At 65.7% G+C, this 13990-nt stretch carries 11 protein-coding genes and 3 pseudogenes; 9 read left to right on the top strand and 5 right to left on the bottom strand.

The features are described from left to right. Positions 1-5 precede the first annotated feature (5 nt). Both astD and QP181_RS10120 read right to left on the bottom strand, forming a co-directional pair. Complete coding sequence (gene astD, locus QP181_RS10125) at positions 6-1418, bottom strand: succinylglutamate-semialdehyde dehydrogenase (RefSeq protein ID WP_333928434.1); 1413 nt, start codon at positions 1416-1418, stop codon at positions 6-8. 36 nt (positions 1419-1454) lie between these two features. Then, on the bottom strand, positions 1455-2816 hold the full coding sequence (locus QP181_RS10120) for a protein adenylyltransferase SelO (RefSeq protein WP_333928433.1): 1362 nt from the start codon (positions 2814-2816) through the stop codon (positions 1455-1457). A gap of 37 nt (positions 2817-2853) precedes the next feature. On the opposite strand from QP181_RS10120, the gene QP181_RS10115 reads away from it, so the two are divergent. The 8 genes and pseudogenes from QP181_RS10115 (at position 2854) to QP181_RS10080 (ending at position 10434) form a co-directional block, all read left to right on the top strand. After that, complete coding sequence (locus QP181_RS10115) at positions 2854-3735, top strand: alpha/beta fold hydrolase (protein WP_333928432.1); 882 nt, start codon at positions 2854-2856, stop codon at positions 3733-3735. A 56-nt stretch (positions 3736-3791) separates the two neighbouring features. Then, positions 3792-4460: pseudogene (locus QP181_RS10110) on the top strand (SDR family oxidoreductase); the annotation flags it as partial. Positions 4461-4605: 145 nt separating this feature from the next. Further along, positions 4606-5714 (top strand): annotated as a pseudogene (locus QP181_RS10105) (glycoside hydrolase family 130 protein). A gap of 215 nt (positions 5715-5929) precedes the next feature. Continuing rightward, a complete protein-coding gene (locus QP181_RS10100; protein ID WP_333928431.1) occupies positions 5930-6370 on the top strand; it encodes a hypothetical protein in 441 nt (146 codons plus the stop codon). Between the two features lie 135 nt (positions 6371-6505). Continuing rightward, a pseudogene (locus QP181_RS10095) lies at positions 6506-7651 on the top strand (glycosyltransferase family 4 protein). Positions 7652-7720: 69 nt separating this feature from the next. Then, the gene (locus QP181_RS10090) at positions 7721-9166 is read left to right on the top strand and encodes an NAD(P)H-dependent flavin oxidoreductase (protein ID WP_333928430.1); all 1446 of its coding nucleotides are present in this window, start codon (positions 7721-7723) and stop codon (positions 9164-9166) included. Positions 9167-9384: 218 nt separating this feature from the next. Next, on the top strand, positions 9385-10011 hold the full coding sequence (locus QP181_RS10085) for a LysE family translocator (protein ID WP_333928429.1): 627 nt from the start codon (positions 9385-9387) through the stop codon (positions 10009-10011). Between the two features lie 105 nt (positions 10012-10116). After that, a complete protein-coding gene (locus tag QP181_RS10080) occupies positions 10117-10434 on the top strand; it encodes a hypothetical protein (protein WP_333928428.1) in 318 nt (105 codons plus the stop codon). A gap of 157 nt (positions 10435-10591) precedes the next feature. On the opposite strand, the gene QP181_RS10075 is transcribed toward QP181_RS10080, so the two are convergent. Both QP181_RS10075 and QP181_RS10070 read right to left on the bottom strand, forming a co-directional pair. Next, the gene (locus QP181_RS10075; protein ID WP_132895283.1) at positions 10592-10783 is read right to left on the bottom strand and encodes a YMGG-like glycine zipper-containing protein; all 192 of its coding nucleotides are present in this window, start codon (positions 10781-10783) and stop codon (positions 10592-10594) included. Between the two features lie 89 nt (positions 10784-10872). Then, on the bottom strand, positions 10873-11871 hold the full coding sequence (locus QP181_RS10070) for a 2-hydroxyacid dehydrogenase (protein ID WP_333928427.1): 999 nt from the start codon (positions 11869-11871) through the stop codon (positions 10873-10875). A 129-nt stretch (positions 11872-12000) separates the two neighbouring features. Between QP181_RS10070 and QP181_RS10065 the strand changes: the two genes are divergently transcribed. After that, positions 12001-12492, top strand: coding sequence for an SH3 domain-containing protein (locus QP181_RS10065; protein WP_333928426.1), 492 nt, complete (start codon positions 12001-12003; stop codon positions 12490-12492). Positions 12493-12507: 15 nt separating this feature from the next. On the opposite strand, the gene QP181_RS10060 is transcribed toward QP181_RS10065, so the two are convergent. Next, the gene (locus tag QP181_RS10060) at positions 12508-13980 is read right to left on the bottom strand and encodes a flavin-containing monooxygenase (RefSeq protein ID WP_333928425.1); all 1473 of its coding nucleotides are present in this window, start codon (positions 13978-13980) and stop codon (positions 12508-12510) included. Positions 13981-13990: the final 10 nt, after the last annotated feature.

Raw genomic sequence — 13990 nt, 5'->3', positions numbered from 1 at the left:
GTCGGTCAGCCGTCGCTGAGGCCGATGCCGATCGACGCACGCGCGCTTTCGGATTCGCTGCTGACGACCGGGTAGGCACAGTAGTCCGCGGCGTAATAGGCGCTCGGACGGTGGTTGCCCGACCAGCCGATCCCGCCGAACGGAGCCCCGCTGGAAGCGCCATTGGTCGGCTTGTTCCAGTTGACGATGCCGGCGCGGATGTTGGCCCAGAAGCGGTCGTACAGCGCCGGTGTCTGGCTGATCAGCGAGGCAGACAGGCCGTAGCGCGTGTTGTTCGCTTCGGTGATCGCAGCGTCGAAATCGTCGACGCGGACGATTTGCAGGATTGGACCGAACAGCTCGATGTCCGGGCGGTCGGCGATGTCGGTGACGTCGATCAGCGCAGGTTTCAGGAACGGCAGGTCCGCGACCGGACGTTCGAGATGGCGGATCGCGCGGCCGCCCCGGGTAAGCAGTTCGAGGAAGCTCTCGCTGAGCTGGTCAGCGGCTTCGTTGTCGATCACCGGGCCCATGAACGGGGAGGGGGTCGCGTGCGGTTCGCCGACGATGATCCGGCCGACCATCTTGTCGAGCGTCGCGATCAGCGGGTCGTAGAGCCTGGTGTCGACGATCAGGCGGCGCGCGGCGGTACAGCGCTGGCCCGCGGTGGTGAAGGCGGACTGGATGATCAGCACCGCCGCGGTGTGCAGGTCGGGCGTGTCCCAGACGACGATTGGGTTGTTGCCGCCCATCTCGAGCGCGAGGATCTTCTCGGGCTTGTCCGCGAAGGCGCGGTTGAGTGCGAGACCGGTGCGCGCCGAGCCGGTGAACAGCAGCCCGTCGATATCGGGATGCGCGGCGAGTGCCTTGCCTTCGTTCGGGCCACCGATGACGAGGCGGATGCATTCGGCCGGCACGCCAGAGGCGCGGAAGCACTCGACGAGGAACGCGCCAACCGCCGGGGTCTTTTCGGATGGCTTGAAGACCACCGCATTGCCGGCGATCAGCGCGGGGACGATGTGGCCGTTGGGCAGGTGCGCCGGGAAGTTATACGGCCCGAGCACCGCCAGCACGCCGTGCGGCTTGTGGCGGACGGCGATGCGTGTCCCCATCGTCGCCTCGAGCCGGCGTTGCGCGGTGCGATCGGCATAGGCGCTGACCGAGATGTCGACCTTGGCGATGACCGTCTCGACTTCGCCGCGCGCTTCCCAGATCGGCTTGCCCGTTTCGCGCGCGATCAGGTCGGTGAACGCGTCGTTGCGCTGGCGGACGATGTTGGCGAAGCGCCGCATCGTCTCGATCCGGAAGGCGAGCGGTTTCGAGGCCCAGCTCGACCAGCCGGCGCGGGCGCAGGCGACTTCGGCATCGACGTCGCCGACCGGATGGCGCCAGAGGACCGCGCCGGTGGCCGGTTCGTGGGAGATGATCTCGTCGGACATGGCGCTGCTCTTGCCTCAAATCAGGGATGATTCCAATTATTCGGCGAGCGCGTCTCCCATGTTGCGGATCGCGGCGACCTTTGCGTTCAACAGCGTCCAGTCGTCGTTCTCGGCGATCGGCGCCCAGATCGCCTCCACTTCGTCGATGAGCATGCTGCACGGTTCGCCCGACCAATAGGGGTGCGAGCGATCTTTGCGGGGTTCGTACGACGCGAGTGCGGCGCGGACTTCGGTCCAGGGTTCGGCGTAGGTGTCGGGCAATTCCCTACCGAACGCGTCGAAGAAGAAGCGGTCGATGCCGACGCGCGAGGTGCGGAGTGCGCGTTCGGTGGCCTGGACGAGGTCGCGGTCGGTGTCGGGATCGCGCGGGCGGACGCCGAGGCGCCAGAGGATCGCCTGCGTGACTTCGGGTTGATAGCGCGGGCCGAACTGGTCGAGCGCGGCGACAAGCGGCTCGCTCTCCGCGATCTGGCGGAGTGCGACGGCCAGTTGCATCACGTCCCAGTGAATCGCCTCGGGCTGGCGGCCGAACGCGTAGAGCCCTTGGTGGTCGAAATAGGCGGCGGTGAAGGCGGGATCCCAGGTCGGGGCGAAGCGCCACGGGCCGTAGTCGAAGCTCTCGCCGGTGACGTTGATGTTGTCCGAATTGAGCACGCCGTGGACGAAGCCGGCCGCCATGTAGCGTGCGGCGAGGCGCGCGGTGCGGCCGACGACGAGGTCGAGCAGGCGGACCGGGTCGTCGCCGTCCTCGTCGTACAGGTTGCGGAGCGTGTAGCCGACGAGTTTGCGAAGGCCGGCTTCGTCGCGTTCGTAGGCGAGGCGCTGGAAGCTGCCGATGCGGACATGGCTGTGGTTGAGGCGGACGAGGACGGCCGAGCGCGTCGGGCTGGGCTCGTCGCCGCGGTGGAGGTGCTCGCCGGTTTCGATCAGCGACAACGTGCGCGACGTGGGGACGTTCAGCGCCTCGAGCATTTCGGTCGCGAGGATCTCGCGGACACCGCCCTTGAGCGTGAGGCGGCCGTCACCCGCGCGGCTCCACGGGGTCTGCCCCGAGCCCTTGGTGCCGAGGTCCATCAACCGGCCTTGATCATCGCGCATCTGTGCGAAGGTGAAGCCGCGGCCGTCGCCGAGATCGGGATTGTAGTTGCGGAACTGGTGGCCGTGATAGCGGAGCGCGAACGGCTGGGGGAGCGTGCCGGGCAAAGGCTCGAACCGACCGAAATGGCGCGTCCACTCGTCGTCGGTCAGCGTGTCGACGCCGATCTGCGCGGCGGCGCGGTCGTTGCGGAACCGCAGCCGGGTCTCGGGGAAGTCGGCGGGTGCGACGGGATCGAAGAAGCCGTCTCCAAGGTCGAGGAGCGTTGCTTCGGGGCGATACACTTGCGGGCGGGTAGGCATGCGGCGATATGGTGGCCGCTACCCGAAGGACGCAACCATGGCCGCTCACGAAAACCTCTATTGGTGGTCCAACGACGGGCTGAGACTGCACGCGAGAGACTATCCAGGGGGCAAGGAAGGTCAGCCGCCGATCCTCTGCATGCCGGGCCTCACGCGGAATGCGCGTGATTTCGATGCGTTGGCGGCAAGGCTGGCAGGGCGCTGGCGCCTGATCGCGATCGATTTCCGCGGGCGCGGCGAGAGCGCGTATGCGAAGGATCCGATGTCGTACGTGCCGCTGACCTACGTGCAGGACGTCGAGGCGTTGCTGACCGAACTCGGCATCGATCGGTACATAGCGTTCGGCACGTCGCTCGGTGGGATCGTCACGATGCTCATGGCTGGACCTTCCAGAGGGCGGATGATGGCGGCGCTGCTCAACGATGTAGGGCCGGAGATCGATGCGCAGGGGCTGTCGCGGATCCGTGGCTATGTCGGCAAGGCGAGCGTCTTCCCGACCTGGATGCACGCCGCGCGCTGCGTCTCCGAGAACAACGCGGACGTCTATCCCGACTGGCAGATCGAGGACTGGCTGGCGATGGCCAAGCGGCTGTACCGGCTCAACAGTTCGGGGCGGATCGTGCTCGATTACGACCTCAAGATCGCCGAGCCGTTCCGCGTGCCGGGTAACGAGGCGGGGCCGGACATGTGGCAGGCGCTGGGCTCGCTTCGCGACGTGCCGACGCTGATCGTGCGCGGCAGGCGATCGGACCTGTTGTCGGCGACGACGGCGGAACGGATGGCGGCATCGCTCGACCGGGCGGAGCTGGTGACGGTGCCGGGCGTGGGGCATGCGCCGACGCTGAGCGAGACGATGCTGCAGGAGCCGATCGACCGGTTGCTGGCGCGTGCGCTTGAGGGGGCAGCGATCCGCGCTTAGGGGGAGGGCGGCGCGAGGTGTTTCGCCGCCAATCTGCTGACAAGCCGGGATACTTGATGACCGAACTCTCCGACGCCCACACGACCGTCCGCCCGCTGAAGGGCCGCCGTGCGATCATTACCGGGGGGACCACCGGGATCGGCCGGGCGATCGCGGTGCTGCTCGCGGCGGAAGGGGCTAAGGTGTTCATCTGCGGCCGCGACGAGCGCTATCTGCAGGACGCGCTCGCGCGCATTCGCGAAGTCGGCGAGGGCGACGGGATGATCACCGAACTCGCCGATCCCGACAAGGTTCTTGCGTTCTTCGATGCGGGCGAGGCGTATCTCGGCGGCTTCGACATCACTGTCGTCAACGCGGCGGTTGCGGCGGGCGGTCTGATGCAGATGAGCGAGGACGAGCTCCGCTATGCGATCGCGGTCGACTTCACCGCGTATTTGCTCAGCGCGCATCATGCCGCGCACCGGATGACGCCGATCAGCGACATCGTCATCATCGGCTCGCTGAGCGCGCATATCCTCGGGCCCAGCTCGACCGTGTATGCCGGCATCAAATCGGGCATCGCCGGGTTCGCCGAGGCGCTGCGGCGCGAGGTCGGCCCGAAGGGGATCAAGGTCTCGCTGGTCGAGCCGGGCAAGGTCGGGTCGAACATGCAGTATCCGGACGTGCCCGACGACAAGCAGCGCCAGATGATCGAGGCGGAGCAGATGCTGCGCGCAGAGGACATCGCGGTCGGGGTGGAGTTCGTGCTGACCCAGCCGACGCGGACGGTGATCCAGCAGATCGTGATAGTCCCGCGGGCGCTTGAGGGGAGTAAGTTCCGACTTCCGTTCGTGCTGAGCGAACGGACAATAAGTTACCAAGGAGTACAGCATGTTCGACCAGCTCGTCTTCACCCCCGCCGACATCGACCTGTCGCGCTCGCCGCTGGCGGGGAAGGTCGGCGCCGAGACCTATGTGCTCGGCGCGTTCAATCCGGGTATGACGCGATTGGCGAACGGCAATCTGCTGTTGATGGTGCGCGTGGCGGAAGCGCTGAAAAAGCCGATCAGCGATGGCAACGTCCATGCGATCCGCTGGGAAGACGGCACGTATGTGCTCGACGCTTGGCCACTGGCGATGGTCGATACGAAGGATCCGCGGAAATTCCTGATCCCCGGGGGTGGGTGGAAGGTGATGGCGCTGACGTCGTTGTCGTGGCTGCTGCCGGTCGAACTGGACGCCGAGGGCCGCTCGGTGGTCGCGGTGCATTACGACAAGGCGATCGCGCCGCGCACCTCGTACCAATGCTACGGCGTTGAGGATGCGCGGATCTCGAAGGTCGGCGACCGCTATCTGATGACCACCTGCTCGGTCAGCCCGGAGCGGCACTCGACGACGCTGTACACGTCCGCCGACGCGCTCGACTGGCAGCTCGAGGGGATCGTGCTCGATCACCAGAACAAGGACATGCTGATCTTCGAGGGGCTGATCGACGGGCAATATTGGGCACAGACCCGCCCGCTCGGCGACCTGTATTTCGCCTACCCGCCGGGCAGCGAATGGCGCAGCGGCCCCTCGATCAACCTGTCGCGCTCGCCCGATGCGCTGCACTGGAAGCCACACGACAAGCCCGGCATCCGCCCGCATGCCGCCACCGTCGCGACCGCGCGGATGGGCGGCGGGGCGCCCCGATCCTCACTGATCGCGGGTGGCTGACGCTGTGGCACGGTGTGGAACCGTCAGGCGTGGTCGGGATCTACCGGACGTACTGGTCGATTCTCGACAAGGATGATCCGTCGATCACGGTCGCGACACAGCACGCGCCGTTACTGGAACCCAACCCCGCGCTGACCGAGCCGATGAAGGACAGCATGTACCTCGATAACGTCGTCTTCACGACGGGTATCGCGGACGCGGGCGACTTCTATGTAGTGGCGAGCGGGGAGGCGGACCTGGCCTGCCGGATCACGCATATCGCGAAGGATGTGTTTGCGGCGTGAACTGATTTCCTCGCGTGAATCGCGGCTATGGGTAGGAAAGCGAACAATCCCCCTAGCTTGAAAGCTGCGTTGATCCGGTCGAAAAATGCCACTATTCCCCTGAAAATGCACAACGAAAAGCGATCCAAAATTGTCCGCAGTCTAATTGTGGCTTTCGGGATTGCGGGCCCATTTATAATCGCCGTTGAGCCCGTAACTAATCGACATGTGCCCGATTGGCTAATTATACTAGCCGTACTCAGTATAACAGTGGACTGCGCTCTGATTTACTTGATGTCCGTGAATCGGGTGCGATGAAGCCAAATGCCCCTTTGAAGTCGAAACACTTTACCCCAATAATCTCAGCTCTTATCCTGTTTCAAGTATCTCTGCTTCTCTTGTCGTTTGGTGATCTGCAGAACGGACTATTAAATTATTCACTTATCGCGTTGCCAATCGGTGTCGGCATTTTATTTGGACAACGCGCGTTAGACAGTGGCGTTCGACCGTCCCTGATGTGGTTAACGACGCTGGCTGTGTATAGTATTCCGGTATTATTTCTTGTCCTGGACCCGCCGCAAACCGCAATTTCTAAAGTTGCAATTTTGTCGCCGCTGCTCTTTGGATTGCCAGCTCTTGCTACATGGTTGGCACGGCGTGTCTCTTGCATAAGCTAGGTTCGTTGACCGTATGCAACGGCCGCAACTGGGCGTGAGCGGTCGCGGTGATGGCGGTTCGTTCGCCTGTGCAAGATGCGGCATGGGTATCCGGATCCCTTGAAACCCCGTCCAGAAATCGGCATCCCCCGGCGCATGGCCGCTTCCGTGAACATCCTCCATCTCCACTCCTCGTTCGACCTTGGCGGCAAGGAGGCGCGGGCGGTTCGGTTGATGAATGCGTTTGGGGATCGTGCCAGGCATACCATCGTGTCGGGGGTGCCCGATGCCCTTAGCGCGCGGGACTCGATAGCGAAGGGTATTCGCTACGAGATCGCGCAGAATCCACCGCCGCTGACCGGCAAGCCCTCGGTCAAGCGGTACGAGGCGATCGCGCAGTATATGCGGCGGTTCGATCTGGTACTGACGTATAACTGGGGCGCGATCGACGGGGCGATGGCGCGGCGCGCATTCAGCAAGGGGCGCCGCCGCTCGTCCATCACGAGGATGGGTTCAACGCCGACGAGGCGTCCGGGCTCAAGATCGAGCGCAACATATACCGGCGGCTGGCGCTGAGTGCGGCGCATGCGCTGGCGGTGCCCTCCGAGGTGCTCGAAGGCATCGCGCTGAACACCTGGAAGCAGCCGCGCGCGCGTGCACCGGATCGTCAACGGGATCGGTACCGCCTATTATGCGCAGAAGCCCGAACCGAAGGCGATCCCGGGGTTCGTGCCCAACGCCAAGGAGGTCGTGATCGGTGCGCTCGCGGGTCTGCGTGAGGTCAAGGACCTGACCGCGCTGGTGCGGGCGGTCGGCGGTGTGTCGGGGCGGGTGCGGCTGGTGATTGTTGGCGAGGGGCCCGAACGCGCGAATATCATGCAGGCTGCGGCGGCGATGGGGATGGCGGACAAGCTGGTGCTGCCCGGATTTCTCGATCGGCCGTATCGGTATATCGGCCATTTCGACATGCTCGCGATGTCGTCGCGGAGCGAGCAGTTTCCGATCTCGGTGGTCGAGGCGATGGCCGCGGGCCTGCCGATCGCGAGCTATCCGGTCGGCGACCTGAAGCGGATGGTCGCGTTTGAGAACCTGCCGTTCGTGACCGACATCGCCAACGAGGTTCGGTTGCGCGACGCGTTGCAGGCGCTGGTGTCCGATCCTGCGCTGCGCACCTCGGTGGGTGCTGCGAACCAGGCCAAGGCGCGGGCGGAATTCGACGAAGCAGTTATGATCGCTCGCTATCGCGCGTTGTACGAGGATGCGCTCGGGCGCCCCGGTGCGCTGGGCGATATACTAACCTAGGTCTTAATATTGCTCGCGCGCTGCGTCCTTGCGATATAGGGGGCCGTATTTTCCGGGAGAGGTGACGTCGTGTTCAAGGGCCTGAAGCCTATCGTCTATAACGGTCGGGAAGTCTGGCCTCTGGTTGAGGGCGGCAAGGGCGTCGCCGCGACCAACCACGCGTCGGCCGGCGCCTGGGCTGCGGCCGGCGGCATCGGCACGGTCTCTGCCGTGAATGCCGACAGCTACGATCCCGACGGCAAGATCATCCCGCAGGTCTATGAAGCGCTGACGCGGCGTGCGCGCCACGAGGAACTCGTCGAATACGCAATCGAAGGCGCGGTCCAGCAGGTCGAGCGCGCGTACGAGATCGCCGACGGCAAGGGCGCGATCAACATCAACGTGCTGTGGGAAATGGGCGGCGCGCAGCGGATCCTCCACGGCGTCCTGGAGCGCACGCGTGGCAAGGTCGCCGGCGTCACCTGCGGTGCGGGCATGCCGTACAAGCTGTCCGAGATCACTGCGTCCTACGGCGTCAGCTATCTGCCGATCGTCAGCTCCGGCCGTGCGTTCCGCGCGCTGTGGAAGCGCGCCTATTCGAAGGCGGCCGAGTGGCTCGCCGCGGTGGTATACGAGGATCCGTGGCTCGCAGGCGGCCATAACGGCCTGTCGAACGCCGAGGACCCGCTGAAGCCGCAGGATCCCTATCCGCGCGTCAAGGAACTCCGCGACGTGATGCGCGAAGGCGGCATCAGCGACGACGTGCCGATCGTGATGGCGGGCGGCGTCTGGTATCTGCGCGACTGGAACGACTGGATCGACAATCCCGAGCTTGGCACGATCGCGTTCCAGTTCGGCACGCGGCCTCTGCTCACGCGCGAGAGCCCGATCCCCGAGGGTTGGAAGAACGCGCTCACGCAGATCGAGGAAGGCGACGTGCTGCTGCACAAATTCTCGCCGACCGGGTTCTATTCGTCGGCGGTGCGCAATCCGTTCCTGCGCTCGCTGGAGGCACGGTCGGAGCGCCAGATCGCCTTCTCGACGCAGGAGGCCGGCGATCACGTCTTCCAGCTCGACGTCGGCGTGAAGGGCAAGAACTTCTGGGTGACGCGCAACGACCTGCTGCGCGCGCGGCAGTGGTTCGGCGAGGGCTATACCGATGCGCTGAAGACGCCCGACAACACGCTGGTGTTCGTCAGCCCGACCGAGAAGGGCATGATCCGCAAGGACCAGGCCGACTGCATGGGCTGCCTGTCGCAATGCTCGTTCTCGAGCTGGGCGGATACCGAGACCAACTCGACCGGCCGCCTCGCCGATCCGCGTAGCTTCTGTATCCAGAAGACGCTGCAGGACATCGCGCATGGTGGCGACATCGACCAGAATCTGATGTTTGCAGGCCATGCGGCGTATAATTTCAAGAAGGATCCGTTCTATTCGAACGGCTTCGTGCCGAGTGTCGGGCAGCTGGTCGATCGGATTTTGACGGGGATTGAGGCGCGCGGGCTTCGCCGGGCCATATCCCGCGCATCTGCTTGAGATGTCGGGCTGCATCGTGCCTGTGATGCGTCGCCAATCCGTTCAAAATTCTGTCACCCCAGCGAAAGCTGGGGTCTCGTCATGAGACTCCGTTCGCCTGTCACGAGGGAGACCCCAGCTTTCGCTGGGGTGACGGATTGCGCGGGGGCGGGGTGGAGAGTGGTCGGACGGACTCGCTGGAACCGCTCGAACCGCCCCGCAAACATCAGGAGCCGTAAATGACGCTACACGCATGGTGGCTGTTCGTGGTCGCGGTGTTCCTCCTGTGCGGGACGCCGGGGCCGAACATGCTGCACGTCATGACGCGGAGCATCGCCTTTGGCGCGCGCCGCAGCGTCGCGGCGATGGCGGGGTGCCTGACTGCGCTGGTGCTCGTGTTGGCCGCGTCGGCGGCGGGCGTATCGGCGTTGCTGGCGGCGTGGCCGCGGGTGTTCGACGCATTGCGCTATGCGGGTGTCGCGTATCTGATCTTCCTTGGGATCAAGGCTTGGGGCGGGGCGGGGTCGCCGATCGATCTTGGTGGCGATACGCTGCCCGAAAGCTGGTCGGCCCGGCGACTGTTCCGCGGCGGGTTCGCGATCGGGATCAGCAACCCGAAGCTGCTGCTGTTCGCGGCGGCGTTCCTGCCGCAGTTCGTCGACCGTGCATCGCCGCAAGCGCCGCAGTTCGCGATCCTGGTGGTGACCTTCGCGGTGGTCGAGAGCTTCTGGTACGGCGTGTATGCAGCCGGCGGGCGGACGCTCGCAAGGTCGCTGACGCGGCCGGCGTTGCGGCGCGCGTTCGACCGCGTGACGGGCGCGATCTTCGTCAGCTTCGGGCTCGCGTTGCTGCGGGTGCGAACGTAGCGACGGGGTAACATTGACGGCGATGCCATTGCCGTTTGGCGCCATTGCGCGCATACTACACGCATCGCGGCGCTTCGTACGGGCAGGCTGCGACTGAGAGATGCTTTGCGCTCCCGCTCCGAGCCGGGAATGCCGCATGACGATCTTTTCTACCAGCGCACCATGGGCGATCCGGTCATGACGACCGGTGCGGATACCGTCGTGCCGATCTCGCGCGCGGTGAATGTCAGCGTCGAGCAGCCGCAGGTCGTGGCGATGTGCAAGAAGCACGACGCGATCATCAGCGCGATCGAGACGCTGCCGTCGGGCGGCACGCGCGTGGTGCTGATGAACAGTGTCGACGCCGCCAAGATTATTAAGGCGTTCGGGTCGAAGGTGCTGACCGGAACTGTCGCGCGGACGCACTGGATGCGTGCGGTCTAGAGGGCTGGGCTGCTCCTCCCTCGCCAGGGGGAGGTGGCTGGCCCTTGCCAGACGGAGGGGGAGGAAAGCGAAACGTGGGTTTCGTGTCCTCCCCCTCCGTCACCTTCGGCGACACCTCCCCTGGCGGGGGAGGATCGAGCGTTTAGGCGGCGATAGATTAGTCGGCGACGGTGCCGACCACTGCGCCACCGGCACCACCAACGGCGGCACCCTTCTCGACGCTACCACCGGTCGCTGCTGCGACGCCTGCGCCACCGGCTGCACCGATGCCCGCACCCTTGAGCGTCGAGCATGCGCTCATCGACACGGCGGACGCGACCAGCAGGGCGGAAATGGCGAACTTCTTCATGGGGATACTCCTGTCTCTCCGGGGGTATCCAACAAATGCTGCACCGCGGGATCAGTTCCGAACAACTGATCCAGATTGTATTCGGGCGGTTACAGCCAGCCGTCGAGCACCTGATCGGGCGGGCGGTGGCCGTCGGCCCACATCCGGATATTTTGGATGACGCGCTCGCCCGATGCCATCCGGCCTTCGAGCGTCGCCGAGCCCATGTGCGGCAGCATCACGACGTTGGGCAGCGCGAGCAGCCGCGGATCGATCGCCGGCTCGTGCGCCCAGACGTCGAGCCCCGCGCCCGCCAGTCGCCCCGCTTCGAGCGCATCGACCAGCGCGCCCTCGTCGACGATCCCGCCGCGTGCCGCGTTGATCAGATACACGTGTGGCCGCATCAGCGCGATCCGGCGCGCATCGATCAGGTCGCGGCTGTCGGGGTTGAGCGGGGTGTGGATCGTCACGATGTCGACGCTGCTGAGCATATCGTCGAGCGAGGCGTGGAAGGTCGCCGCGAGTTGCGCCTCGCGGACCGCGGGCAGGCGGGTGCGATTGTGATAATGGATCGTCAGCCCGAACGCGCGCGCCCGGAGCGCGACCGCCTGGCCGATCCGCCCCATCCCGACGATGCCGAGCGCCTTGCCGCCGATCCGGTGGCCGAGCATCCCGCCCGGGCTCCAGCCGTTCCACTGGCCCGAGCGCACCAGCTTCTCGCCCTCGGCCAAGCGGCGCGGTACCGACAGGATCAGCGCCATCGTCATGTCCGCGGTGTCTTCGGTGAGCACCCCCGGCGTGTTGGTGACGATGATTCCGCGCGCGCGCGCCGCCTTCAGGTCGATATGGTTCACGCCCGCGCCGTAGTTCGCGATCAGCTTCAGGCGGTCGCCTGCGCTCGCGATCAGGTCGGCGTCGATGTCGTCGGTCACGGTCGGGACGAGCACGTCGCAGTCGGCCATCGCCGCCGCGAGCTGCTCGCGGTCGAGCTTGGCGTCGGCGCGGTTGTTCTGCGTGTCGAACAGCGCCTCCATCCGGTCCATCAGCGTATCGGCCAGCTCGCGCGTGACGACGACCTTGGGGTTCGGACAGCGGCGTGTGTCGGTCATGGCGACGGCTTGGCGAAGGCGCGCGCGCGTCAACGTGCGCCGTTCATGCCGTCGTCGTTGGGCACGTCAACGCGGTTGAGGAACGGGCGGTGTCGGGATAGGACGGGGCTCGCCATTTAGGACTCGATCATGCGCATTCTCGCCGCCGCGCTTTCCGTTCTCGCTGCCGTCGCGCTGATCCCGAACCCCGCGGTCGCCGCCGATGCGAAGAAGAGCGTGCCCTATTATGCGTCGATCTCGGCGTCGCGCGCGCGGATGCGGACCGGGCCTGCGCGGACGTATCCGGCGAGCTGGCTGTATCAGCGCCAGGATCTGCCGATCAAGGTGGTCGCGATCTTCAAGGAATGGCGCAAGGTCGCCGATCCCGACGGTACCGAAGGCTGGATGCAGGCCAATCTGCTCAGCGGCACGCGCACCGCGATCGTCCACGGCGCGGGGCCGGTGGAGCTGCGCGACAAGCCCGCCGCGTCCGGTAAATTGCTGTGGCGCGCGGCACCCGGCGTGGTCGGGCGGTTGAGCCAGTGCGCCAATGGCTGGTGCCGGTTCGACGTGAAGGGGCAGGCGGGGTTCGTCGCGATCGGCGGCCTGTGGGGCGTCGAGGCGGGCGAAACGCTGCCCTGACGCCGCTTCGACCGGCTACGCAGGCACTCGGGATTTCACCTTGGCGGGGTTCGAGAACACCATCGCGTCGTCGACCGAACCGAACTTCAACGCCATCAGATCCAGCGCGTAATTCTGGTTGAGCTTCCACGGCTTGCGTTCGCCCTGCGTCGGCAGCGCCGCGGCGGCGCGCTGGACATAGCCTGAGGTGAAGTCGAGGAACGCTTCGTTCTTCATCGTCGGGTCGTCGTTGTGCGGGGTCGCCTGGCGCAGGCCGCGCTTGGTCATCGTGTTGAGCAGGCGGCAGACATACACCGCGGTCAGGTCGGCCTTCAGCGTCCACGACGCGTTGGTGTAGCCGAAGGTCGAGGACAGGTTCGGCACGCCGTCGAACATCATGCCCTTGTACTGGAGCCGCCCGGCGAGCTCGATCGGCTTGCCGTCGAGGCTGAACGCGACCCCGCTCATCAGTTGGAGTTCGAGGCCGGTGGCGGTGACGATCACGTCGGCGGGCAGGTCCTTCCCCGAATCGAGGTGGATGCCGTCGGGCGTGATCTGCGCGATCGTGTCGGTGACGATCGAGGCGGTGCCGGCATTGATCGCGGTGAACAGGTCGCCGTCGGGCACCAGGCAGACGCGCTGGTCCCACGGGTTGTAGCGCGGCGTGAAGTGGGTGGCGACGTCGTAATCGGGGCCGAGCTGGTCGCGGACCATGCCGATCATCCGCTCCTTCACGACCGCGGGCTTCTTCCGGGCCATCCGGTAGAAGAACATGCCCATCAGCACGTTCTTCCACCGCGTGATGCCGTACGCGGCCTTGGCTGGCAGCTTGCCGCGCAGCCAGTTCGCCACGCCGTCCTCGCCGGGGCGTGCGACGATGTACGTCGGCGAACGCTGGAGCATTGTCACATGCTCGGCGGTCTTCGCCATCGTCGGCACCAGCGTCACCGCGGTCGCGCCGCTGCCGATCACGACGACTCGCTTGCCGCTATAGTCGAGGTCCTCGGGCCAGAATTGCGGGTGGACGATCTGCCCGGCAAAGCTCTCCGCGCCCTCGAACTCGGGCGAATAGGCCTTCGCGTAATTGTAATAGCCCGCGCACATCGAGAGGAAGTTGCAGGTCAGCGTTACCGGGCCGTCGGGGCCGGTGGCTTCGACCGTCCAGCGCGCATCCTCGGTCGACCACGCGGCGGACTTGACGTGATGGCCGTAGCGGATCTTTCGGTCGATTCCGTACGCTTGCGCCGTTTCCTCGACATAGGCGCGGATCGAGGGGCCGTCGGCGATCGACTTGGCCGCCGTCCAGGGGTGGAAGACGAACCCCAGCGTGTGCATGTCCGAGTCGGAGCGGATGCCGGGATAGCGGAACAGGTCCCACGTCCCGCCCATCGACTGCCGGCCTTCGAGGATCATGTAGCTTCGGTCGGGGCAGCGCGTCTGGAGGTGGTAGCCGGTGCCGATCCCGGAAATGCCGGCGCCCACCACGATCACGTCGACATGTTCGGTCATGCTGCATCCT

This window comes from Sphingomonas sp. LR55, from assembly GCF_036856015.1.
Taxonomy (GTDB): Bacteria; Pseudomonadota; Alphaproteobacteria; order Sphingomonadales; family Sphingomonadaceae; genus Sphingomonas.
The sequence above is the reverse complement of the archived record's forward strand: the minus strand, read 5'-3'. Positions and strand labels throughout refer to the sequence as shown.

Coding starts and splice junctions, on each gene's coding strand:
- QP181_RS10060 (WP_333928425.1), bottom strand. CDS start 13,980: ATGACCGAACATGTCGACGTGATCGTGGTGGGCGCCGGCATTTCCGGG.
- QP181_RS10120 (WP_333928433.1), bottom strand. CDS start 2,816: ATGCCTACCCGCCCGCAAGTGTATCGCCCCGAAGCAACGCTCCTCGAC.
- astD (WP_333928434.1), bottom strand. CDS start 1,418: ATGTCCGACGAGATCATCTCCCACGAACCGGCCACCGGCGCGGTCCTC.
- QP181_RS10085 (WP_333928429.1), top strand. CDS start 9,385: ATGACGCTACACGCATGGTGGCTGTTCGTGGTCGCGGTGTTCCTCCTG.
- QP181_RS10070 (WP_333928427.1), bottom strand. CDS start 11,871: ATGACCGACACACGCCGCTGTCCGAACCCCAAGGTCGTCGTCACGCGC.
- QP181_RS10115 (WP_333928432.1), top strand. CDS start 2,854: ATGGCCGCTCACGAAAACCTCTATTGGTGGTCCAACGACGGGCTGAGA.
- QP181_RS10075 (WP_132895283.1), bottom strand. CDS start 10,783: ATGAAGAAGTTCGCCATTTCCGCCCTGCTGGTCGCGTCCGCCGTGTCG.
- QP181_RS10065 (WP_333928426.1), top strand. CDS start 12,001: ATGCGCATTCTCGCCGCCGCGCTTTCCGTTCTCGCTGCCGTCGCGCTG.